This is a genomic window from Pseudomonas sp., assembly GCF_049590575.1.
Taxonomy (GTDB): Bacteria; Pseudomonadota; Gammaproteobacteria; order Pseudomonadales; family Pseudomonadaceae; genus Aquipseudomonas.
The window spans coordinates 1-22,631 of the sequence record NZ_JBAWDE010000283.1 but is presented as its reverse complement, the minus strand read 5'-3'; the positions used below and the strand labels follow the sequence as shown (position 1 = coordinate 22,631).

Sequence of the window (22,631 nt, the reverse complement as noted above, 5' to 3'; positions counted from 1 at the left end):
GGCGCGGGAGATGCGCTGGGTGTCGAGGCGGGTCATGCCGCTGCCCGGGTCGAAACGCGGCACCCGCGCCAGCCCGGCGTCGATCACCACACGCACGCCGTTGATGGTCAAACTGGTTTCGGCGATGTTGGTGGCGAGCACCACTTTGCGCTTGCCGGCAGGCGCCGGGTCGATGGCGGCACGCTGGGCGTTGAGGTCCAGCTCGCCATGCAGCGGGCACAACAGCACATCGCCACGCTCGCCCAGGGCGTCGGCCAGTTGCTGATTGACCCGGCGAATCTCCGCCTGCCCCGGCAAGAACACCAGCACGCTGCCGGTTTCGTCATGCAGGGCTTCGAGGACGGTTTGCACCACGCGCGGCTCGATAAATTCACCGGCTTGGTAGGGCCGCCCCCAGCGCATCTGTACCGGGAACATGCGCCCTTCGCTGCGCAGGATCGGCGCGTTATCCAGCAGGCTGGCCAGGCGCTCGCCTTCGAGGGTGGCGGACATCAGCAGGATTTTCAGCGGCTGCTCGTCACGAAACAGATCGCGGCCATTCAGGCTCAGGGCCAGTGCCAGGTCGGCGTCGAGGCTGCGTTCGTGGAATTCATCGAAGATCAGCAGGCCCACGCCGTCCAGCGCCGGGTCGTCCTGCAGGCGGCGGGTGAGGATGCCTTCGGTGACCACTTCAATACGCGTGTTGGGGCCGACTTTGCTGTCCAGGCGAATGCGGTAGCCGACGGTTTCACCGACCTTTTCGCCCAATTCGCTGGCCAGGCGCTCGGCGGCTGCACGGGCGGCGAGGCGTCGGGGTTCGAGCATCAGGATGGTCTGCCCGGCCAGCCACGGCTCATTGAGCAAGGCCAAGGGCACGCGGGTGGTTTTACCGGCGCCGGGCGGCGCTTCCAGCACGGCTTCATGGCGATTAGCCAAGGCGTCACGCAGGGCGGGTAAAACATCATCAATCGGCAACGAATTCATACTGGCTCCAAAGCAGAGCGGCGAGTATAACGGCGAACTGCCGAGTGCCGACGATGGTCTCAAGGCCATTGCTATATAGTCCCGTATCAACCCTGTTCAGGAGAGTTTCCATGCGTATCGCTTCCCGTGTCATTGGCGGTGTCCTCGCCGTCACCCTGCTCAGCCAACTGACGGCCTGCGGTTCGATTTTCTACCCGGACCGCCGTGGCCAGATCGACGGCAAGATCGACCCGACGATTGCCGTGTTGGATGCCGTGGGCCTGTTGTTCTACGTGATCCCTGGCTTGATCGCGTTTGGCGTGGACTTCGCCACGGGCGCGATCTATTTCGAACCGAGCAAGACCGCCCAGGTCGCCCCGGAAAAACTCCACGAGGCCATCGGCGCTGATGGCAAAGTCGACAACGCCAAGCTGCAATCCATCATCCAGAAAGAAACCGGCCGCACCCTGCCGCTGGATGACCCGCGCATGATTCAGTTCAAGGGCAGCGTGCAACAGCTTGCCGCCCTCGGTCTGCAACCGGCCGCTTAAGGATTTGACCCGCCTATGACCAGCAGTCCCGAACACGCCCGGCTCCTGCGCCTGGCCACCCGCGCCTCGGTGGGCGTGGCCAGTGCGTTGATCATCACCAAGGCCATCGCGTGGTGGTTCAGTGGTTCTGTGAGCATGCTCGCCGGGTTGACCGACTCACTGCTCGACGGCGTGACCTCGCTGCTCAACCTGCTGGCAGTGCATTACGCGCTGCGCCCGGCCGATGACGATCACCGTTATGGGCATGGCAAGGCGGAATCGTTGTCGGGCATGGCCCAGGCGTTGTTTATCGGCGGCAGTGCGGTGTTGATCGCGTTCCAGGCCTATGCACGCCTGCAACACCCGGAGCCGGTCGGCGCACCGTGGCTGAGCATTGGCGTGATCGTGTTTTCGTTGGCGCTGACGGTTGCGCTGCTGATGCTGCAACACCGGGTGGTCCGCGAAACCGGCTCCAACGCGGTGCGCGCAGACTCGCTGCACTACCGCTCCGACTTGATGCTCAACGGCAGCATCCTGGTGGCGTTGGTACTGGCGGGCATGGGCTTTCATCAGGTCGACGCGTGGTTTGGCCTGGGGATTGCCGCCTACATCCTGTGGAGCGCGATCCAGATCGCCCGCGAAAGCTTTGCGGTGTTGATGGACGAGGAGCTGCCGCCAGAGGTCAGCCAACATATGTTGGAGCTGGCGCGTGGCGTTCCGGGGGTTTTGGGGGCGCATGATTTGCGCACGCGGATTTCCGGCAGCCACTGGTTTGTGCAGCTGCACCTGGAGCTACCGGGGGAATTGACCCTGTCCGTTGCCCACGGCATCAGCGACCAGGCCGCCGACGCCATTCATAAAGCCTACCCACGGGCCGAAGTGCTGGTGCACGCCGACCCGCTGGAAGTGGTCACGGGCGCCAAGACCTAGTACTGCACCTGATAACCGCGACTGCTCAGACAGTTGCCCTGGGCCTGGCGGTAGGTTTGCACCACCGCCGGGTCGGGGGCGTAGGTCACGGCCTGCGGGTCGAAGCCGCTTTGCTGCACGGCCCAGCGGTAACAGTCGTAACCGTCCTGCTGCACCTGGGCCGGTGATTGGCCGTTGGCGGGATAGGCCACCACATCATAGCCATTGCCTTGCGGCGCCGGCTGCGCTGCGACCTGGGTCGGCGGCTGCACCACGACATACTGCTGGGAGCTGCTTTCGTAGGTGTAATAGGAGCCCGCCGCGAGAAAGAACAGTGCACTGCCTATCCACACTTCGCGAGCGTAATCCGGCAGGTAATGCACACGAATGCCGTAGGGCGGCGTCACCACGACATAGCGTGGGCCCTGCGGGCGATACCAGTAGCCGCCGGAGTAGAAGTAATCCTGGCCACGGTATGGCACGCGGTAGTTGCGGTCGGGGAAGCGGTCGACCACGTAACCCGGCCGATGCTGCGGGCCGGGGCCCCAGCCATTGCCATGCCCGTCCGGGCGCCCCGGCCAGCGGCTGTCGCCGGGGTGGTTATTGTTATAACCGCCGCCATTGTTACCTGGGCGCGAACCTGGGCCACCGGCTTCCCAATGCTGGTTGCCATCGTTGCGCCGCGGGATATCACGGTAGTAGCCCTGACGCGGCTCTTGGGTCTGGCGCACGGTATCGGGCCGGCCCTGGATCGGCAGGTTGTTCGACGGCTGCGGCTGCGGTTGCTGCGCCGGCCGCCCCTGCTCATTACCCTGCGGGCGGCCCTGCCACTGGCCGCCGTTCTGGCCGCCGCGATCGAAATGCTGATTCTGTGGGCGCGGTTGAGTGTTTTCCGGGCGCGGCTGATTATTCTGTGGCCGGGGCTGGCTGTTCTCAGGGCGCGGTTGATTATTTTGCGGCCGAGGCTGGTTGTTCTGCGGACGCGGCTGTTGCCCGCCCTCCTGCCCTCTTTCATGCTGGCCGCCCCCTTCAGGGCGCGGTGCGTTATCACGTTCGTCAGCCATCACTTGCGTGCCGACGGTGACCATCAGCAAACCTACACCTGCCATACGCCAGATGCGCTTCATGCTATTCCTCACTGCGGATAGAGGGCCTAGAACGTCCGGCCTCATAGATAGAGACTGGAAAAGCCGCGCCCGGTTCTGAAACAGGTTAACAGCCCCGATAACTATTTTTTTAAGTAAACACGCACGCAAAGAAAAAGGGGTGACCCGTCGGCCACCCCTTGAGAATTTCGTCCTGGCTCAACGCTTTTGACGTTGGCTCACCTCACGCCGTCTTGTGGACAGTGTGCAGCCTGGAGGCCGGCTCAACCCTGCTGGGGTGGCGGCCGCAGCGGGCCTGATTGGGCGAGCTGCAGTGGACTGTTGTCCAGGCGGTGATTCTGTTGATAACGATACCCGCCCACGCCCGACAGATGATTGCGAAGATTGCGTCAATAAACAGTGCTTGCGCAATTTTTAACCCTTCATGGATAATTCACCGCAATAGTTACGACAAAGGCTAACCCAATGAGCAAGCTTGACCGATACGACCTGAGTATTTTGGCGGAATTGCAGCGTGACGCGAGGATCTCCAACCAGGAGTTGGCCGAGCGTATCGGCCTGTCGCCTTCGCCCTGCTCGCGCCGGGTCAAGCAATTGGAAGACGACGGCTACATCGCGCGCCAGGTTGCCTTGCTCGACCGCAAGATGCTCGGCCTGAGCCTCACGGCCTATGTGCTGATCGGCATGGACCGCCATACGCCGGAGCGTTTCGAGAATTTCGAAGCGGCCATCCGCACCCTGCCGCAAGTGCTGGAGTGCAGTTTGGTGACCGGGATGGACGCCGACTATCAGTTGAAAGTGGTGGTGCCGGACATGGATCACTATCAAAAACTGCTGCTGGGGCATCTGACCCGCATTGAAGGCGTGACCAGCGTGCGCTCGAGTTTTGTGCTGAACCAAGTGCTAAACAGCACCGAACTGCCGCTGACCCACCTGCGTACCTGACTTCCAGAACACTGAAGATCAAATGTCGATCCAGGTCAATGTTGCGTCTGTAGCCCTGATTTATACTTCCCGCCTGCCCTGTCGGAAACACACCCCATGAACAACATCGACCCCGCCCTGTTCGAAGAATGGATGATGACCGGCCTGGTCACGATCCTGATCATCTTCATGGGTTTTATCGTCTGGGACCTGGCAAAAAAATCCAAGGCCGGGCGCTTCGGCTCGTTCATCCTGTTTTTCGTGCTGGGGCTGGGCGTGGCCGCATTCATCATCAAGAGCGTGGTCATCGGCCTGATCGAGTCGGGCGCCTTATAACTTCGCCGGCACTTCCTTCCACTGGCCCTGTTCCAGGCCCTCGATCGTCCAGTCACCCATCCGCACACGCACCAGGCGCAGCGTCGGCAGCCCTACCGCAGCGGTCATGCGCCGCACCTGGCGGTTACGCCCCTCACGAATCACCAGTTCCAGCCAGTGGGTGGGTACGCTTTTGCGAAAGCGTACCGGCGGGTTGCGTGGCCACAGGTCCGGCTCATCCAACTGCCTGGCCTCGGCGGGCAATGTCTTGCCGTCATTGAGCTCCACGCCGTCGCGCAGGCGTTGCAGCTGCTCTTCGGTGGGTTCGCCTTCGACTTGCACCCAATAGGTTTTCGCCAGTTTGTGCTTGGGGTCGGCGATCCGCGCTTGCAGTTGGCCATCGTTGGTCAGCAGCAGCAGGCCTTCGCTGTCACGGTCCAGACGGCCGGCCGGGTAGACGCCGGGGATGTCGATAAAGTCCTTGAGGGTCGCGCGCCCGCCTTCATCGCTGAACTGGGTCAGCACGTCAAAAGGCTTGTTGAACAGAATCAGCTTCGGCTCGGCCGGTGGCGCCTTGGCGACACGCCGTGCTGCGGAATACGGAGGTTTCACGCCAGGGCGGCGCGAATCGGGACGGGTGGGACGGGACATGGCGAAGGAACATCTAACGGTCAGGACCGACAATGCTAGTGGCCTGACCGCTAAATGACCATCCCAACCGCTTAGCGGAACGGCGGCTCGTCGAAGCTGCGCAGTTTGCGCGAGTGCAGCGAGTTGAGTTCGGTGCGCAACAGGTCCACCGCCTCGATGCCGATCTTCAAGTGCTGGCTGACCGCACGTTCATAGAACGCGTTGGCCGAACCCGGCAGCTTGATCTCGCTGTGCAGCGGCTTGTCCGATACGCACAGCAAAGTGCCGTAAGGCACGCGCAAACGGTAGCCCTGCGCGGCGATGGTGCCGCTTTCCATGTCCACGGCCACCGCGCGGGACAGGTTGATCAGCGGCCGTTCCTGGGCCCAGCGCAGCTCCCAGTTGCGGTCGTCGTAGGTCAGCACAGTGCCGGTACGCAGGCGTTTTTTCAGCTCTTCGCCTTTTTCGCCAGTGACATTCGCCGCGGCCTGCTGCAAGGCCATCTGCACTTCGGCCAGGGCTGGGATCGGGATGTTCGGCGGCACCACGCGGTCGAGAATGCCGTCGCGGCGCATGTAGGCGTGGGCCAGTACGTAGTCGCCGATGGTCTGGGATTGGCGCAGGCCGCCGCAGTGGCCGATCATCAGCCAGCAGTGCGGACGCAGCACGGCCAAGTGGTCGGTGATGTTTTTGGCGTTGGACGGGCCGACGCCGATGTTCACCAGGGTGACGCCATGGCCGTCGCTGGCCTGCAGGTGATAGGCCGGCATCTGATAGCGATGCCAGACCACGCCCGCCGCAATCGCCGAGGCTTCGCCGTGGTCCATGCTCTTGTCGATGATCACGTTGCCCGGCAGCACCATGCGGATGAAACGCGGGTCGCTGCGCAATTGCTCCAAGCCATGCAGGATGAACTGGTCGACATAGCGGTGGTAGTTGGTCAGCAGGATCCACGGCTGCACATGGCGCCAGTCGCTGCCGGTGTAATGCACCAGGCGGCGCAGGGAAAAGTCCACGCGGGCCGCATCGAACAGCGCCAGGGGCAGCGGGTCGGTGTTTTCCCAGTCGTAGAGGCCGTCGGCGATGCCATCGGTGGCAGCAGACAGGTCGGTGCTGGGGAACACGCGGGCCAGGGTCGCGGCGGTCACGCCGGAGCCGGCCAGTTCGTCGCCCTGCTCCACCACGTACGGGTACGGAATGTTTTGCTGGCTGACGCCGACTTCCACCGTCACGGTGAAATCGTGCATCAAGGGCACCAGTTGCTCCAGCAGGTATTTACGGAACGCTGCAGGATGGGTGACGGTAACGCTGTAGGTTCCTGGCAACTGAACCTTGGCATACGCCCGAGTAGTTTGTGGGACTTCGCCTTGAACCAGGTAGGTCAGGCGCAGTTCCGGGTAGCGAAACAGCGCGCGTTGTGCGGCGTCGGGTTCGACGCGGTCCTTGAGGTATTGCTTGAGGGCCTGGTTGAGCGCGCCGGTAGCACGCTCATGCAGCGCCGCCAGCCGATCCACGGCTTCTTCGGCGGTTTGGACGACAACAAAAGCTTCGGTCACGGTAAGCATCCTGTGTTCTGACTTGCAGGCCTTTATCTTGCCTGTATCCCGGCCTCACTGAAACACTGATTTGGGAATGCAATAAATGTGGGCGGCGGCTTGCCCCCGATGGCGGAGTATCAGCCAGCCTGTCTATCAACTGGCCCACCGCTATCGGGGGCAAGCCCTCCCACATTTTGACCGCCTTTGTTCAGTGAGATGGAGGGGTGGATCTCGTGAGAATAGTTTCTACATCCACCCCACGCGGCAAGGTGCCATATACCCGCCCGGAAGACTCGCCGAGGCGGCTGGCAATAAAGCCATCACTGACCGCCGCGTTGCCCGCCTCCAGCAGCAACTTGGCCTGCAACGCCACGGCAATGTCCTCGGTCAGTTGGCGCGCGCGGTACTGGATGTCCTGAGTGTCCATGAACGCCACTTTCAACTGGTCGATATGCCGCGCCAACTGCTTGTCGCCATGCCCATCGCCCAGCTCGACAAACAACGCCTCGAGCACGCCCGGCTCTTTGGACAACGCGCGCAGCACGTCCAGGCACTGCACGTTGCCGGAACCTTCCCACGTCGAATTCACCGGCGCCTCACGGTACAGACGCGGCAGAATACTGTCCTCCACATACCCGGCCCCCCCCATGCATTCGGCGGCTTCGTTGATCATTGCCGGCGCGCGCTTGCAGATCCAATACTTGCCCACGGCCGTCACCAGCCGTGCGAACTTGGCTTCCTGCTCATCGCCCAGGTGGTCCAGCGCCTGGCCCATGCGCATGCTCAAGGCCAGCGCGGCTTCGCTTTCCAGGGCCAAGTCCGCCAGCACGTTTTGCATCAACGGTTGCTCATTGAGAATGCGCCCGCCCACCAGACGATGGGCGCAATGATGGCTGGCCTGGGTCAGCGCCTGGCGCATCAGGGCGCTGGAACCGACCATGCAATCGAAGCGGGTCATGGCGACCATCTCGATGATGGTCGGCACGCCGCGCCCCTCTTCACCGACCATCCAGGCCAGGGCGCCACGAAACTCCACTTCGCTGGACGCGTTGGAGCAGTTGCCGAGCTTGTTTTTCAGGCGCTGGATATAGAACTCGTTGCGCGTGTCATCCGGGCGGTGGCGGGGCAGCAGGAAACAGGTCAGGCCCTTGTCGGTCTGGGCCAGGGTCAGGAACGCGTCGCACATTGGCGCCGAGCAGAACCACTTGTGGCCCACCAGTTCATAAGCCTGCCCCGGACCGCCGGCGCCCACTGGAAAAGCGCGGGTGGTATTGGCGCGCACGTCGGTGCCGCCCTGTTTCTCGGTCATCGCCATGCCAATCGTCGCGCCGGGCTTGTGCGCGATGCCGACGTTGCGTGGGTCGTATTTTGTGCTGAGGATTTTCGGCAGCCAGGTTTTCGCCAGGTCGGGCTGCAGGCGCAGGGCCGGCACGCAGGCGAAGGTCATGGTCAGCGGGCAACCGGTGCCGGCTTCGGCCTGGCTGTGCAGGTAGGTCATGGCGGCGCGGGCCACATGCGCACCGGATTGCGGATGGGCCCATGGCAGCGACGGCAGGCCATGCTCGACGGCGGTGCGCATCAGCTCGTGGTAGGCCGGGTGAAATTCCACCAGGTCGATGCGATGCCCGTAGCGGTCATGGCTGCTGAACACTGGCTTGTTCTGGTTCGCCAGGAACCCGGCGTCCATCAATGGCCCGCCGGCCAGCGCGCCATAGGCATCGATACGCGATTCTGCCCAACCGGCGCCAAAACGGCGGGCCCAATCTTGCAGGGGCAGGTCGGTACGGTACAGGTTGGTGCCGTCCAGAGACGGGGGCTGGTTGGTGACTTCGTGGGTTTCGGCGAATGGGTGCAAGTTCACGGTGAGGCCTCCTGAAGAAAGGCCAAGGTCACTGCAGGCCTGAACTTCAGTTAAGCACCGACACCTCGCTTAAAAAAGTGGCATACCCGCCGAATTAACGGCGCGTTCACCCTCTACCAGCCACAGTACACGGCGCTCCAATACCGCCTGCAACGCCTCGAAACGCACGGGTTTGACAAGGCGGTCGGTTATGCCAATACCATGGCAGCTTTCGCGCTCCGACACATTCTGCGACGTACTCAAGGCGATCACCGGCAACTCGGCGCAGTCGGGTAGAGCACGAATCTGACAACACAATGAGAAACCGCCTTCAGGTACATCCAACAACACAGCGTCGAAACTGGCTCCCTGCAACGCCGCCAATGCCGCCGGGCCGCTGTCGGCAGTTTTCACCCGATAACCCAGCTTAAGCAACATACCGCGCACCGCCAGTTGGCCGACGCTGTTGTCGTCCACCAGCAGCACCGCGCACTCCTGCGGCGCGCGCTGCCGATCCTGCGCGGGCTTGGGTTCGCGCGGCGCCTGGCTGACCTCCATTTCCAACTGGAAGCGGCTGCCCTTGCGTGGCTCGGAATGATGGGTCAGGCGCCCGCCCAGCAGCTCGATCAGCTGTCGGCAGATCGCCAGGCCAATGCCCAGGCCACCGTATCCGCGGGTGGTTGAGCCATCGACCTGGAAGAAGCGCTGGTACAGGGTGGCCTCGTCGAGGAAAGCAAAGCCGATACCGGTGTCGGTGACAATAAAGCTCAGGCGCACATGCCCGTCACTGTGGGGCACTCCCACGACGCGCAGGCGCACTGCGCCTTCGTGGGTAAATTTGAAGGCATTGTCCAGCAGGCAATCCAGGCATTGCAGCAGTTTGTCGGCGTCGCCCACCAAGCGGTCCGGCAGCTCATCTGCGACGTCGATGGAAAACTCCAGGCGTTTGCTCTGAGCGCTGGCGCTGAACTGCTGGCGCAGGGTGTCGAGCACGCCGCGCAGGCTAAACAGCTGCGACTGGGCAGTCAGCCGCCCGGCCTGCAGCTCGGTGAGGGTGAGGATGCCGTTGACCATGCGCATCATGTCCCGCGCCGACCCGGCGGCGGTTTGCTGGTACTGCGCCAGGTCGGCGTCGAGCGGTACGGTCTGCATCAGTTCCAGGGAGCCGATCACCCCGTTCATCGGCGTGCGCAGTTCATGGGTCAGGGTGGCCAGGAATTCATCCTTGAGCCGGTTACTGCGGGCCAATTGCTGGTTGAGCACTTCGAGCTTCTGGCTGGCATCGAGCAGGATCTGCGCCTGTTGCTCGCGCATCGAATTGATGCGGTCGGCCAGGGCCAGGGACAACAGCGCCACTTCGATCGCCGAGCCGATCTGGCTGGCGTACATGGTGAGGAACACATTGGGCAGGTAGCCGAGCACCATCAGCGTATTGACCACCCCGCCCAGCAGGAACGCCGACCAGGCGATGATAAAGTAGCGCGCCATGCGCTGGCCGCAGTACCAGGCCTTGATGGCGGCGACAAAGATGGTCACGGTAAACACCAGCGCCAGGCCGGTGGCGAGTCGCAGCGCCAGCGCGTAGCTGGTCATCAACGACAGCAACATCACCACCGCGCCGCACGCCACCAACGCCAGCAACAGCCGGTTGATCCAGCGACTGTGCTGGGCGGTGTGCAGGAAACTGCGTGCGAACAAACTGCCAAACAGCGCCGCCGAGCCGATCAGGAACGGCACCGCGGCATTCGCCCACCACGGGTTGTTCGGCCAGAAGAACTCCACCGCCACGCCGTTCACCGACAGCTGGTACAAGCCGAACGAGGCGATATAAAGGATGTAATACAGATAACTGGTGTCGCGCACGCTCAGGTAAATGAACAGGTTGTAGACCAGCATTCCGAGCAACACGCCGTAGATTGCGCCGAGCACATACAGGCGCAGCGGCTGCTGCTCGAGGTACGCGGTGCCGGCCCAGAGTGTCAGCGGCGCCTGGATCGAACCTTGGCTCTGCAAACGCAAATAAATGGTTTGTTGCTGATCCGGCACAAAGTTGAGCTTGAACAGGTAGTTGCTCTGGCGCACTTCGCGGCTGGAAAACGGTAAGGCACTGCCGGTACGGGTGGTCAGCCGATAGGTGCCGGTGCCGTCGCTCTGGTACATGTCCAGATTGTTCAGCGGCGGATACGCCAGCTCCAGAAACCAGGTGCGCGGTGCACGGGAGTCCTTGGCGGTGTAATGCAGGTCGACCTTGAGCCAGAACACCGAACGCGAATAGCCGGCATTCAGAGTGGTTTTGTCATGGGGTTTGAACTTGCTGGCGTAGGCAGGGGAGCTGACGTCGGCGATGGTGAGCGCATCCGTCGGGTCTTCGAGCACTTGCATGACTCGGCCCAGCGGCAGGCTTCGCGTGTCCTGGTTGAACTCGATAGCGCTGGCGAGCATCGGCAGCCCGCACAACAATAGAATCAGCAAATAGCGCATAGAGCCCCAGCGTGGCGTGTCCGGTTATGTCAAAAGCCCCCCATTCCTTTTGAGAAGACGTACACCGGCGGTACATTAAGTTGTTTGGATCCACTTTAGCATAGCCGCCAGAGGCCATTGGACACCATTGAAATAATTTTTTGAAAGGCTCTAGGACGCGGCTTTCAGGGAGTTTTTGCGACTTGAAAAGCGCCAAAAAAGTGTCAGAACCGGGCCAAAATTCAACCAGTGCCAGACGGCCACGCAAAAAGCGTTTGGTGGTAAGCTCGCGCACCATGAATATCTACAGCTCTCGCCCTGTTGTCCTCTGTCTCTCCGGCCATGATCCCAGTGGTGGCGCCGGCTTGCAGGCAGATATCGAAGCCCTGCTGGCCCAAGGCTGCCATGCGGCCCCAGCCGTCACCGCGCTGACCGTGCAGAACACCGTCAACGTCAGCGATTTCCGCGTGCTCGACCGTGAGTGGGTGCTGGCCCAGGCCAACGCCGTGCTCGGCGATTCCGAAGTGGCGGCGGTCAAGCTGGGCATGCTCGGCTCTACCGCGATGGTCGACACTGTGGTCGAACTGCTGCAGGCGCACCCGCACCTGCCGGTGGTCTGCGACCCGGTGCTGCGCGCCGGTGGCGGTGGCAGCCTGGGCAAGGATGAAGTTGGCTATGCCATGCGCGAGCGGCTGCTGCCGTTGTCGCTGATTGCCACGCCTAACCTGCCTGAAGCGCGCATCCTTGCCGAACTGCCCGAAGGCACAGCGGACGAATGCGCCGAAAAGCTGCTGCCTTTCATCAAGCACCTGCTGATCACCGGCGGCCATGGCGACGAGCATCAAGTGCACAATCGCCTGTATGGTCGCGACGGCACCCGCCAGACCTTTACCTGCCAGCGCCTGCCCGGCAGCTATCACGGATCGGGTTGCACGCTGGCCAGCGCCTTGGCCGGGCGCATCGCCCAGGGCGAAGGCCTGGTCAGCGCGGTGCAGTCGGCGCTCAACTACACTTGGCGCACCCTGCGTGACGCCGAACAACTCGGCCAGGGCCAGTTCGTGCCGCGCCGGTTGCCGCTGGATTTCTGCTCTTAACAGCACACGAGGCCTGCCCGATGAAACTACGTGGCCTTTACGCCATTACCGACAGCCAACTGTTGGCCGGCAAATTTCTCGCCTACGTCGAAGCGGCGTTGGACGGTGGCCTGACCCTGCTGCAGTACCGCGACAAAAGCACCGACGAAGCCCGGCGCCTGCGTGAAGCCGAAAAGTTGCGCGAACTGTGCTCGCGCTACAAGACCCAGCTCATTATCAATGATGACGCCGAATTGGCCGCGCGCCTGGGCGTCGGCGTGCACCTGGGCCAGACCGACGGCCCACTGACCCCGGCCCGCTCGCTGCTCGGTTCCAAAGCCATTATTGGCGCGACGTGCCACAGCCAGATCGAATTGGCCGAGCAGGCCGCCAAAGAAGGCGCCAGTTACGTCGCCTTCGGACGCTTCTTCAATTCCAACACCAAGCCTGGCGCACCTGCAGCCACCGTTGAAATGCTGGCCGAGGCCCGCGCGCGCCTGCATCTGCCGATCTGCGTGATTGGCGGCATCACCCTGGAGAACGCCGAACCGCTGGTGGCCCACGGCGCCGACCTGCTGGCCGTGGTGCACGGCCTGTTCGGTGCCGACACGACCCAGGAAGTCACGCGCCGCGCCCGCGCATTCAACGACCTTCTTAAAATTTCAGTTTAGAGAGCCCGACCATGTCCCGTTCCGAAACCCTGTTTGCCAATGCCCAGAAACACATCCCCGGCGGTGTGAACTCCCCCGTGCGTGCGTTCAAGAGCGTGGGCGGCACGCCGCTGTTCTTCAAGCATGCCGAAGGTGCCTACGTCACCGACGAAGATGACAAGCGCTACGTTGACTACGTCGGTTCCTGGGGCCCGATGATCCTCGGCCACAGCCACCCGGACGTACTCGACGCGGTGCGCCAGCAGCTGCAACACGGTTTGTCCTACGGCGCGCCGACCGCCATGGAAACCGAGATGGCGGACCTGGTGTGCAGCATCGTGCCGTCGATGGAAATGGTGCGCATGGTCAGCTCCGGCACCGAAGCCACCATGAGCGCGATTCGCCTCGCCCGTGGTTTCACCGGCCGCGACAGCATCATCAAGTTTGAAGGCTGCTACCACGGCCACTCCGACAGCCTGCTGGTAAAAGCCGGTTCCGGCGCCCTGACCCAAGGCGTGCCAAGCTCGGCCGGTGTACCCGCCGCGTTTGCCAAACACACCCTGACGCTACCGTTCAACGACATCGCCGCCGTCGAGCAGATGCTCAGTGAAGTGGGCCAGGACGTGGCGTGCATCATCGTCGAACCGGTGGCCGGCAACATGAACTGCGTGCCACCGGCCCCGGGCTTCCTCGAAGGTTTGCGCGAACAGTGCGACAAGCACGGCGTGGTGCTGATTTTCGACGAAGTGATGACCGGTTTCCGCGTAGCCCTCGGCGGCGCCCAGGCGCATTACGGTGTGACGCCGGACCTGAGCACCTTCGGCAAGATCATCGGCGGCGGCATGCCGGTGGGCTGCTTCGGCGGCAAGCGCGACATCATGCAACACATCGCGCCGCTGGGCCCGGTGTACCAGGCGGGCACCCTCTCGGGTAACCCACTGGCCATGGCCGCCGGCCTGACCACCCTGCGCCTGATCAGCCGCCCAGGTTTCCATGCCGAACTGACCGACTACACCACGCGCCTGCTGGACGGTCTGCAACAGCGCGCCGATGCCGCCGGCATTCCGTTTGTAACCACCCAGGCGGGCGGCATGTTCGGCCTGTACTTCAGCGGCGCCGATGACATCGTCACCTTTGATGACGTGATGGGCAGCGATGCCGATCTGTTCAAGCGCTTCTTCCACCTGATGCTGGAAGGCGGCGTGTACCTGGCACCTAGCGCTTTCGAAGCCGGCTTCACCTCGATCGCCCATGGCGAGGCCGAACTGAAACTGACCCTTGATGCCGCCGAACGCGCTTTTGCTGCGCTGAAATAATCGGCCAAAAAATCAGGCGCCGCCCATGCGGTGCCTGATTTACTACTTTGCTTACAGAGAATTCTGACTTTTTTCGAGAAATCACCTGCAATCCGGCAGATAACTTGCCCAACCAGCAGAAAAACGAGTAAAGACTTTGTAAGCAGAGGCCTGCTTATTTCATAATGCGCGCTTATTGGATCCCACGAGGGTCCGCGCGCCCCGTCAGAGGTAAGTCGATTCCCATGAAACGCACCGGCCGCACCCTGGTTCTGGGCTGCCTGTTGCTCCTTCAGCCGCTGCTGGCACATGCACAAGCAGGCGGCAACTCGTTGTTAATCCCAGCGATGGGTCGTTGCACCCTCAATACCCAGCCAGACAGCCAGGCCGAAGCCCTGAGCGCGTGCCAGAAACAGGCCGATGGTGGGGATGCGCAGGCGCAATACGAGTTGGGCGAGTTCTACCATGACAGCAAGAACCCCGCCCGTGACCTCAACAAAGCCTTGAGCTACTTCGAGAAAGCTTCGTTGCAGGGCCATGCGCAGGCGCAGTTCCAGCTGGGCAACATGTTCTTCAAAGGCGAAGGCGTGCCGGCCAATAACGTCCAGGCATATATCGTGCTGAAAATGGCCGCGGTCAACGGCGCCGAAGACGCGCTGGACACCGCCGACGAAGTCGCCGAGCACATGCAGCGCGACGAACTGGAAGTGGCCACCCAGGTGCTGGGCCAGATTTTCCGCAATTACCTGCAGGAACTGCAGAGTGCGGATGGGCGTTCGCCGTTTTCGCCACTGCCCTGATGATTTGAATCAAGGCGACAACAAATAACCCTGTCGGTACGCCCTCGGGCCCGCAACATGGGCAATCGTCATACCGGCAGTTGCCATTCGCCGCACTGACCGAACATACAAAAGCCCTGCATGCGTGCAAGCCACCGGCGTTACATGATCGGTTATCGGATCAATGATTTCGGCCAGTATCTGTCCCGCCTCCAGGTAATCCCCTACCTGTGCGCAGAACACGATCAAGCCTCCCACCGGGCTCACCACCGGCTCGACCCCGGCCAACGGCGTTGGCGAGTTGAGTAACGCCGGTAACGGCGGCGCCTGGCCATCAATCGCTCCTAGCCGAATCAAGTAGTCGATCAACGCCTGGCAATCATCACGCGCCAACCCGTGATCCACATCGGCAACGCCGCGTAACTCCACGGTCACGGCAAAACCTGGCGCCGAAAAGCGCCCGCCAAACCGCGTCTGCATCTGCGCCCAGAACAACGTAAAGCTCTCATCGAACGACTGCCCACCGGCGTCCTTTGCCAAAAAGCTGGCCTTGGCGCCAAGGTAACGAGCCAAGGGCTCCACCTCTGGCCAGGAATCCGGCGACAGGTACAGATGCTGCACAGCCTCGAAATCACAATGCAGGTCCAACACGATATCAGCGTCACAGGCCAGCGCTTGCAGGGTCAAGCGCATCGATTGCAACGACGTCGCGGGCACTTGGCTCGCCAGTGTCTGCCGCAGGGTCGAGCGGATCAGCTGCAGATTGGCACCAGGATCATCGGTCAGCACGCCTTCGACGCAATCACCGACCTGCTGGCTGACGTCGACGAAGAAACGATTGAAGTTCTCCCGGCTGTCGTTATCGAAGCGACCTTGCGGCACGTCCATCAGCACTTGCTCCAGCCCCACGGAGTTAGCCACCGGTACCAGCACCACCGCCCAACGCAACAAGCCCGCCGCCTCCAGTTGCGCCAATCGCTGCTTCAGATGCCATAACACCAACATGCCCGGCAACTCATCGGCGTGCAGGCCCGCCTGGATGTACAGCTTGCCCGTCGCGCTGGCCGGGCCGTAGTGGAAACTGTAGATGTGCCGCGCCGTACCCGGCACGGCCGCCAGCAGTGGATGCACGTGAGTCTGCATATCGGCCTCCTATCGGCTCGGATCGAGAAAGCTCAGCCAACGTCGCTCAGCCAGGCGAAATGCCCCCACCAACGCAAAGGTAATGCCCAGATAAAGAACTGCGGCCAAGCCGAATGACTGAAAGGTCAGGAAGGTGGCGGCGTTGGCGTCCCGCGCAACCTTGAGGATGTCCGGCACGGTGGCCGTGAATGCCAACGTGGTGGAATGCAACATGAAAATCACCTCATTGCTGTAGTAAGGCAATGAGCGGCGCAAGGCCGAGGGCATGATCAGGTGGACGTACAGCTTCCAGCCACTGAACCCCAGGGACCGGGCGGCTTCGATTTCACCACGTGGCATCGCGCGGATCGCGCCCGCGAGTATTTCCGTGGTGTAGGCCCCGGTATTCAGGGCGAACGCCAGTAAAGTGCAATTCAATGCTTCACGGAAAAATGCATCCAGCACAGGCTGTTCGCGCACGGCGGCGATACTGTAGATCCCGGTATAGAAGATCAGCAGCTGGATATACAGCGGCGTGCCGCGAAACAAGTAGGTGAAACCTTGGACCGGCCAGCGCAGCCAGCACCGGGATGACACCCTGGCGATAGACAAAGGCACTGCCAGCAGCAGACCAAGAAACAGCGAGGCACTGGTCAGCCATAGGGTCATGGCCAGGCCGGTAACTTGTTGACCGTCGGAATAGAGGAACGGCCGCCAGTATTCCTGGATCAACTCGATCATGGTGATGGCTCCTGCACACCGACGCCGAAACGACGCGCCAGCCAGCGCAAGACGAGGTTCGAAACGCTGCTGAGCAACAAGTAGATCAATGCGGCCATCAGCAAAAAGGCCAATAACTGCTGGCTGCTTCTGCCCGCGACCTGGGCGACCTTGACCAAGTCCGACAAGCCAATGATCGACACCAGCGCAGTCGCCTTGAGCAAGACCATCCAGTTATTGCCAAGCCCCGGAAGGGCGAACCGCATCATTTGCGGGAATATCACATGCACAAAGCCCTGGCTGGAGGTCATGCCCAAGGCCTTGGCGGCCTGGAACTGGCCGCGGGGCACGGCCAGCAAGCCCCCCCGAAAGGTTTCGGTGAAATAGGCGCCATAGATAAACCCCAAGGTGAGCACGCCGGCGCTGAATGGGTCGATTTCGATGTAGGCCAATCCCAGTTCCTGCGTCAGACGACTCAAACCGGTCTGCACCCCATAGAAAATCAACAGCATCAACAGCAAGTCGGGCACCCCGCGAATCAGCGTGGTGTAGAGCTGTGCGCAGAAGCGCCAGGCCTTGACGTTTGACAGCTTCGCGCCGGCACCGAGCAGGCCGAACGCCAGCCCCAGCAGCAGTGACAGCAGCGCCAGCTGCAACGTGACCCAGACACCGCGCAGCAACAGTGGCGCAAAACTGTCCAGCGTCGAGACGAATTGAGTGAAGGTGGACGACATGTTTGCGCTCTCGCTCGCCATTGAAAGACGGTCATTGACCGCTGAACATGTTCACACCTGGAAAGTACTGGTCTTGCAGCCGAGCGTAGGTACCATCGGCGTGCAGTGCCGCCAGGCCCTTATCCAGCAGGGCTTTGAGGGCATGATTGCCCTTGGCTATGCCGATGGCGCTTTTGGAAGGCATCAATTCACTCTCGATCGGCGACCCGAGGACGAACCCCGCCCCCTGGGCCGTGCGCAAAAATCCGCTTTGCGCTTGTTGTGCATCCTGCAATGAGGCTTGCAGCCGCCCTGCCACGAGATCGGCATACACCTGTTCCTGATCGGCATAAGCCACGATCTTCACACCCTGCCTGGCAAGCACTTGGCGGGCATAGACCTCCTGGGTGCTGCCCTGCAAATAGCCCACAGCCGTACCCTTGGTCAGCTCAACGCCGGGACGGGACACCATGGCGGTGGGGCTGGAAAACACCTCGGAGGAGAAATCAATCACCTTCTCGCGTGCGGCGGTGACCGTCACTGACGCGAGGATAGCGTCGATCTTGCCGGCATTCAGACTGGGAATCAGCCCGTCAAAATCACTTTCAACCCATTGGCAGCGAACGCTCAACTGAGTGCAGAGGGCGTTACCGATATCAACTTCGAAACCGGTTAAAGTGCCTTGTTTGTCTTTATAGGCAAACGGCGCGTAATTGGGATCAGCACCAAACCGAATGACGATATAGTCATCGGCAAACAGTGGCGTGTTTAATAAAAGAACAGCGAATAACATCAGGATTATATTTTTCATTATTGTATTCCTCGTTATTAAATAAACGCGGGACTGACTACACTTCGATAAACGGAATCTCTCGCCGCACCCACAAAGAATCAGCGGGCGCATCAAACTCCCGTGCCATTCGATGCCCGGAATACACCGCAGCGGCAATCGTGCCGGGCGCCACGCAATCGCCAACCACCGTCAGCGTGCCAATGCCGGCCGCGTGCAACTGTTCGGGTGCGCTATTCAGCGCCTGGTACAACGCCTGCTCGGGTTCGCGGGATGTGACCAACAACAAGGAAGCGGCGGGAATGAAGCGTGTCCGCTCGGTGTAGACACACCCGGCAACCAGACCTTCTGGCGTACAGCTGACCAACGTATGGGACGGGATGATGGTGACATCCAGCTCCAGCAGGCGACGCTGGATACGGTGTTGCTCAAGGGTGTTGTGGGTCCAGGCCGCCACATCCGCCGCGGGGGTGACGAATATCACTTGCACGCCGCGCGCCACCAGATGCTCAGCCAATACGCTGCCCATGTAATAGTGATCGTCGTCGAACAGCAGCACCGGTGAAGCCGGCAGGACACCTGCCATCAGGTCATCCGGCGTGATAGCGGGCAGGCTTTCCAGGCCCGGTAACGGTCGACGTAGGGCGCGTCCCAAACCGTCCCGCCGCCAGTGGGAGCCGGTGGCAATAAATACATGCCGTGCGGCGAAGTCCAGGATGTCCTGGGCCTGCAAGCGACTCTCCCGATAAATCTCAACCGACGCCAGGCGACTCAAGGCGTCCAACCGATAGTCGATTACCCGCCCCCAACTCGCCAAGCCGGGAAGCCGTGACTCCAGCGCCACCCGCCCGCCAAGGGTGCGCAAGCTGTCGACCAGTGCCACGTCCATACCGCGAGCGCCCAGTATCCGCGCGCACTCCAGCCCCGCTGGCCCTGCGCCGACCACCAGCGCCCGCTCAGGGTGATGCGCACGACTGACCGACTCGGGGTGCCAGCCGCGCCGCCACTCCTCACCCATGGTCGGATTTTGCGTGCAGCGCAACGGCGTGCTGGTGTGGTCGCCACTGACACAGACATTGCAGCCAATGCACTCACGGATCTCATCCGCGCGTCCTGCTTCTATTTTCTTCGGCAGGAAAGGATCAGCGATGGAGGGCCGGGCGGCCCCAATCAGGTCAAGTACGCCACGGCGCACCAGGGACACCATGGTATCCGGCGATGTAAACCGCCCAACGCCCACGACAGGCTTGCTGGTCAGCGCCTTCAAGCCCAACAGGAAGGCCTCCTGGTAACCTTCGCTAGCAAACCGTGACGTGACGCTGTCGTTGGACCAATCGGCGACGTTGACGTCCCACAAGTCCGGCAGCTCCGCGAGCATCGCGAATACTTCAGCGCCTTCCCCTTCGCGCGACAGGCCGCCAGCCTGTTGCTCATCCACCGCCAGGCGTACCGCCACGGCGCAGCGATCACCCACCGCATCGCGGGTGTCCTCGATCAGCTCGCGCAACAGGCGCACGCGGTTTTCCAGCACACCACCGTATTCATCGGTGCGCCGGTTATTGCGCGTTGTCAGAAAATGGAACGGCAGGCCCAGGTCATGCCCGGCATAGACATAGATGATGTCAAACCCCGCTTCCCGCGCCCGCAGTGCGGCGGCCCGGTGCATGGCGCGCAACTGCTGGATATCGGCACGGCTCATGGCGCGGGCCTGTACCGGGTCATAACCACGCACCGGCGTATTGGAGGGCGCCCAGGGAATCTCACGACTGTAGCGGTTGGGTGCGGAGTAACCATTGAATGCCAACTCTATGCCGGCCAGTGACCCGTGCTGGTGGACGGCCTCACACATCAGCGTGAGCGCCGGAATGTCGCGCTCATCCCACAAGCGCGCCTCTATGTAGGGAGAGAACTCGCTCTGCGGGCTGATCTCACATTCTTCAGTACAGACCACGCCCCACCCGCCTTCGGCTTTTATCCCACGCATGCGTGCCATGGCGGAAGGGTGCACATGGCCCATGCCATTGCAGTGGGGTACTTGATAAAAGCGGTTACGGGTACGTACCGGGCCTATTTGTACCGGTTCAAATAAAATGTCATAACGAGGATCGCGCACAGGGCTACTCCCGAACAGATAAGTCCGTTGATGACTGCGTCATAAGAAAGTCGGTGTTAAGTAATGCCAGGCGATAGAACGCTATGCCCTTGTATTCCAGGGCAGAAATTTTTTGATGGATATTTAATTAAAAAGACGGAACTCATGTTCCGATGAAACAGGCTTTTTATTATTGATATATTCATGGCGCCCTCTCTGCATAGGCAAAATCTGCTGTTTTTCAAGCAGAATGTCCATGCACGAGAGCCAAGAATCAGAAACGCCCTACAAAATAATTGAGCGCTACTTCTCAGGCATTGGCATCGGAAACGGCATCACATTGCTGGTGCCCCGCGCCTCGCTGATCTTCGGCGTGCCCAGGCGCTCGACCTCGTCGATGCGCACAATCGAATGCATCGGCACAAAGCTGCGCACCACGCCTTCGAACTGCGCCTTGAGTTTTTCCTCGCCCGGGTCGACGACCAATTGGGTGCGCTCGCCAAAGACGAACTCTTCCACTTCCAGGAAGCCCCACAGATCACTTTGATAGATCTGCTTGGCGTACATTTCGAACACCTGGCCCTGGTTAAGGAAAATCACCTTGTAGATTGGAGCTTCACGTTTGGTCATGGTGGGCGAGCAACACATCGGGGATATAAAAGAGGGCGCGAACTATAGCATGGCACCCGATGCACAACGCTAGGAACCAATGGGCATGCCCCCTATAATGCGCGGTTCTTTACCACCAGTTGACGATTCCCATGGCCAAGAAGCTTTATATCGAAACCCACGGTTGCCAGATGAACGAGTACGACAGCTCGCGCATGGTCGATCTGCTGGGCGAACACCAGGCCCTGGAAGTCACCGCCCGTGCCGAAGATGCCGACGTAATCCTGCTCAATACCTGCTCGATCCGCGAGCGAGCCCAGGACCGTGTGTACTCGCAGCTGGGCCGCTGGCGCGAATTGAAACTGGCCAACCCGGAGATGGTGATCGCCGTCGGCGGTTGCGTGGCCAGCCAGGAAGGTGCCGCGATCCGCGACCGCGCGCCCTATGTCGATGTGGTCTTCGGCCCGCAGACCCTGCACCGCCTGCCGGAAATGATCGACGCCGCACGCATCACCAAGTTGCCGCAGGTTGACGTCTCGTTCCCGGAAATCGAAAAATTCGACCATTTGCCCGAGCCACGTATCGACGGCCCGAGTGCCTATGTGTCGGTGATGGAGGGCTGCAGCAAGTACTGCACCTTCTGCGTGGTGCCCTACACCCGTGGTGAAGAAGTCAGCCGGCCGTTTGACGACGTGCTGGCGGAAATCATCCACCTGGCCGAAAACGGCGTGCGTGAAGTCACCTTGCTGGGCCAGAACGTCAATGGTTACCGCGGCCTGACCCACGACGGGCGCCTGGCGGACCTGGCGGAGTTGATCCGCGTGGTCGCCGCCGTCGACGGTATCGAGCGGATCCGCTACACCACTTCGCACCCGCTGGAGTTTTCCGACAGCCTGATCCAGGCCCACGCCGAAGTACCGGAGCTGGTCAAACACCTGCATTTGCCGGTGCAGTCGGGCTCCGACCGCATTCTGTCGGCGATGAAGCGCAACCACACCGCCCTGGAATACAAATCCAAACTGCGCAAATTGCGCGCGGCGGTGCCGGGCATTTGCATCAGCTCGGACTTTATCGTCGGTTTCCCCGGCGAGACCGAAAAAGACTTCCAGCAGACCATGAAGTTGATCGAAGACGTCGGTTTCGACTTCTCCTACTCGTTCGTCTACAGCCAGCGTCCCGGAACCCCGGCCGCCGACCTGCTGGACGAAACCCCGGAAGCGCTGAAAAAAGAGCGTTTGAACGCGCTGCAGCACCGCTTGAACCAGCAAGGTTTCGAGATCAGCCGACAAATGGTCGGGTCGACCCAGCGCATCCTGGTCACCGACTACTCGAAAAAAGACCCTGGCGAGTTGCAGGGCCGGACCGAGAACAACCGAATCGTCAACTTCCGCTGCGATAATCCGACCCTGATCGGCCAGTTTGCCGACGTGCACATCGACGCGGCGCAACCGCACTCGTTGCGCGGGTCGTTGGTGCAATAACAACCTGGTCGACACGGTTCAAATGTGGGCGGGGGCTTGCCCCCGATAGCGGTGTGTCAGCATCAGTTGAGGCATCTGATTCGCCGCCATCGGGGGCAAGCCCCCTCCCACAT

Annotated in this window: 21 protein-coding genes; 9 read left to right on the top strand and 12 right to left on the bottom strand. The window is 61.5% G+C overall.

What is annotated here, in order from left to right:
• Nucleotides 1-963 (bottom strand): helicase-related protein (locus tag WBR57_RS19665; protein WP_424085779.1); only part of this gene is annotated, 963 nt, incomplete at its 3' end.
• A 110-nt stretch (nt 964-1,073) separates the two neighbouring features.
• On the opposite strand from WBR57_RS19665, the gene WBR57_RS19660 reads away from it, so the two are divergent.
• Nucleotides 1,074-1,493: a polyribonucleotide nucleotidyltransferase gene (locus WBR57_RS19660; protein WP_424085777.1), complete on the top strand. Its 420-nt coding sequence runs from the start codon at nt 1,074-1,076 to the stop codon at nt 1,491-1,493.
• Nucleotides 1,494-1,508: 15 nt separating this feature from the next.
• On the top strand, nt 1,509-2,402 hold the full coding sequence (locus tag WBR57_RS19655; protein WP_424085775.1) for a cation diffusion facilitator family transporter: 894 nt from the start codon (nt 1,509-1,511) through the stop codon (nt 2,400-2,402).
• Here the strand turns inward: WBR57_RS19655 and WBR57_RS19650 are convergent.
• A complete protein-coding gene (locus WBR57_RS19650; protein ID WP_424085772.1) occupies nt 2,399-3,508 on the bottom strand; it encodes a DUF6515 family protein in 1,110 nt (369 codons plus the stop codon). The genes WBR57_RS19655 and WBR57_RS19650 overlap by 4 nt on opposite strands.
• Before the next feature lie 444 nt (nt 3,509-3,952).
• On the opposite strand from WBR57_RS19650, the gene WBR57_RS19645 reads away from it, so the two are divergent.
• Nucleotides 3,953-4,432 carry an Lrp/AsnC family transcriptional regulator gene (locus tag WBR57_RS19645; protein ID WP_003194418.1) on the top strand — a complete coding sequence of 160 codons (480 nt, stop codon included), beginning with the start codon at nt 3,953-3,955 and terminating at the stop codon, nt 4,430-4,432.
• A gap of 105 nt (nt 4,433-4,537) precedes the next feature.
• Nucleotides 4,538-4,747 carry a DUF2788 domain-containing protein gene (locus WBR57_RS19640; RefSeq protein ID WP_025999909.1) on the top strand — a complete coding sequence of 70 codons (210 nt, stop codon included), beginning with the start codon at nt 4,538-4,540 and terminating at the stop codon, nt 4,745-4,747.
• Here WBR57_RS19640 and WBR57_RS19635 read toward each other — a convergent pair.
• The 4 genes from WBR57_RS19635 to WBR57_RS19620 form a co-directional block, all read right to left on the bottom strand.
• Entirely contained in the window at nt 4,742-5,377 is a 636-nt protein-coding gene (locus tag WBR57_RS19635; RefSeq protein ID WP_424085770.1) for a pseudouridine synthase, read from the bottom strand. The two genes, WBR57_RS19640 and WBR57_RS19635, sit on opposite strands and share 6 nt — an antisense overlap.
• 71 nt (nt 5,378-5,448) lie before the next feature.
• Nucleotides 5,449-6,921: an AMP nucleosidase gene (gene amn / locus WBR57_RS19630; protein WP_162276180.1), complete on the bottom strand. Its 1,473-nt coding sequence runs from the start codon at nt 6,919-6,921 to the stop codon at nt 5,449-5,451.
• Between the two features lie 181 nt (nt 6,922-7,102).
• The gene (locus tag WBR57_RS19625; protein ID WP_424085768.1) at nt 7,103-8,755 is read right to left on the bottom strand and encodes an acyl-CoA dehydrogenase family protein; all 1,653 of its coding nucleotides are present in this window, start codon (nt 8,753-8,755) and stop codon (nt 7,103-7,105) included.
• Nucleotides 8,756-8,824: 69 nt separating this feature from the next.
• Nucleotides 8,825-11,215 carry a 7TM diverse intracellular signaling domain-containing protein gene (locus tag WBR57_RS19620; RefSeq protein WP_424085766.1) on the bottom strand — a complete coding sequence of 797 codons (2,391 nt, stop codon included), beginning with the start codon at nt 11,213-11,215 and terminating at the stop codon, nt 8,825-8,827.
• 275 nt (nt 11,216-11,490) lie between these two features.
• Between WBR57_RS19620 and WBR57_RS19615 the strand changes: the two genes are divergently transcribed.
• The 4 genes from WBR57_RS19615 (at nt 11,491) to WBR57_RS19600 (ending at nt 15,012) form a co-directional block, all read left to right on the top strand.
• Entirely contained in the window at nt 11,491-12,288 is a 798-nt protein-coding gene (locus WBR57_RS19615) for a hydroxymethylpyrimidine/phosphomethylpyrimidine kinase (protein WP_424085764.1), read from the top strand.
• 20 nt (nt 12,289-12,308) lie between these two features.
• Nucleotides 12,309-12,938, top strand: a complete 630-nt coding sequence (gene thiE, locus WBR57_RS19610; protein ID WP_424085762.1) for a thiamine phosphate synthase — start codon at nt 12,309-12,311, stop codon at nt 12,936-12,938.
• 11 nt (nt 12,939-12,949) lie between these two features.
• Nucleotides 12,950-14,233 carry a glutamate-1-semialdehyde 2,1-aminomutase gene (gene hemL / locus WBR57_RS19605; protein WP_424085760.1) on the top strand — a complete coding sequence of 428 codons (1,284 nt, stop codon included), beginning with the start codon at nt 12,950-12,952 and terminating at the stop codon, nt 14,231-14,233.
• A 224-nt stretch (nt 14,234-14,457) separates the two neighbouring features.
• Nucleotides 14,458-15,012 carry a tetratricopeptide repeat protein gene (locus tag WBR57_RS19600; protein WP_424085758.1) on the top strand — a complete coding sequence of 185 codons (555 nt, stop codon included), beginning with the start codon at nt 14,458-14,460 and terminating at the stop codon, nt 15,010-15,012.
• 9 nt (nt 15,013-15,021) lie between these two features.
• Here the strand turns inward: WBR57_RS19600 and WBR57_RS19595 are convergent, their stop codons facing one another.
• The 6 genes from WBR57_RS19595 to WBR57_RS19570 all read right to left on the bottom strand — a co-directional run bounded on the left by WBR57_RS19595 (nt 15,022) and on the right by WBR57_RS19570 (nt 21,058).
• On the bottom strand, nt 15,022-16,134 hold the full coding sequence (locus WBR57_RS19595; protein ID WP_424085756.1) for a succinylglutamate desuccinylase/aspartoacylase family protein: 1,113 nt from the start codon (nt 16,132-16,134) through the stop codon (nt 15,022-15,024).
• A 9-nt stretch (nt 16,135-16,143) separates the two neighbouring features.
• Nucleotides 16,144-16,854, bottom strand: coding sequence for an ABC transporter permease (locus WBR57_RS19590; RefSeq protein WP_424085754.1), 711 nt, complete (start codon nt 16,852-16,854; stop codon nt 16,144-16,146).
• Entirely contained in the window at nt 16,851-17,567 is a 717-nt protein-coding gene (locus WBR57_RS19585; RefSeq protein WP_424085752.1) for an ABC transporter permease, read from the bottom strand. The genes WBR57_RS19590 and WBR57_RS19585 overlap by 4 nt, the downstream gene beginning before the upstream one ends.
• Before the next feature lie 31 nt (nt 17,568-17,598).
• Nucleotides 17,599-18,357 (bottom strand): transporter substrate-binding domain-containing protein, encoded by a 759-nt coding sequence (locus WBR57_RS19580; RefSeq protein ID WP_424085750.1) that lies wholly within the window; start codon nt 18,355-18,357, stop codon nt 17,599-17,601.
• A 37-nt stretch (nt 18,358-18,394) separates the two neighbouring features.
• The gene (locus tag WBR57_RS19575) at nt 18,395-20,449 is read right to left on the bottom strand and encodes an FAD-dependent oxidoreductase (RefSeq protein ID WP_424085748.1); all 2,055 of its coding nucleotides are present in this window, start codon (nt 20,447-20,449) and stop codon (nt 18,395-18,397) included.
• Between the two features lie 282 nt (nt 20,450-20,731).
• Nucleotides 20,732-21,058, bottom strand: coding sequence for a DUF1820 family protein (locus WBR57_RS19570; protein WP_003194436.1), 327 nt, complete (start codon nt 21,056-21,058; stop codon nt 20,732-20,734).
• 131 nt (nt 21,059-21,189) lie between these two features.
• On the opposite strand from WBR57_RS19570, the gene miaB reads away from it, so the two are divergent.
• Entirely contained in the window at nt 21,190-22,518 is a 1,329-nt protein-coding gene (miaB, locus tag WBR57_RS19565; RefSeq protein WP_424085745.1) for a tRNA (N6-isopentenyl adenosine(37)-C2)-methylthiotransferase MiaB, read from the top strand.
• Nucleotides 22,519-22,631: the final 113 nt, after the last annotated feature.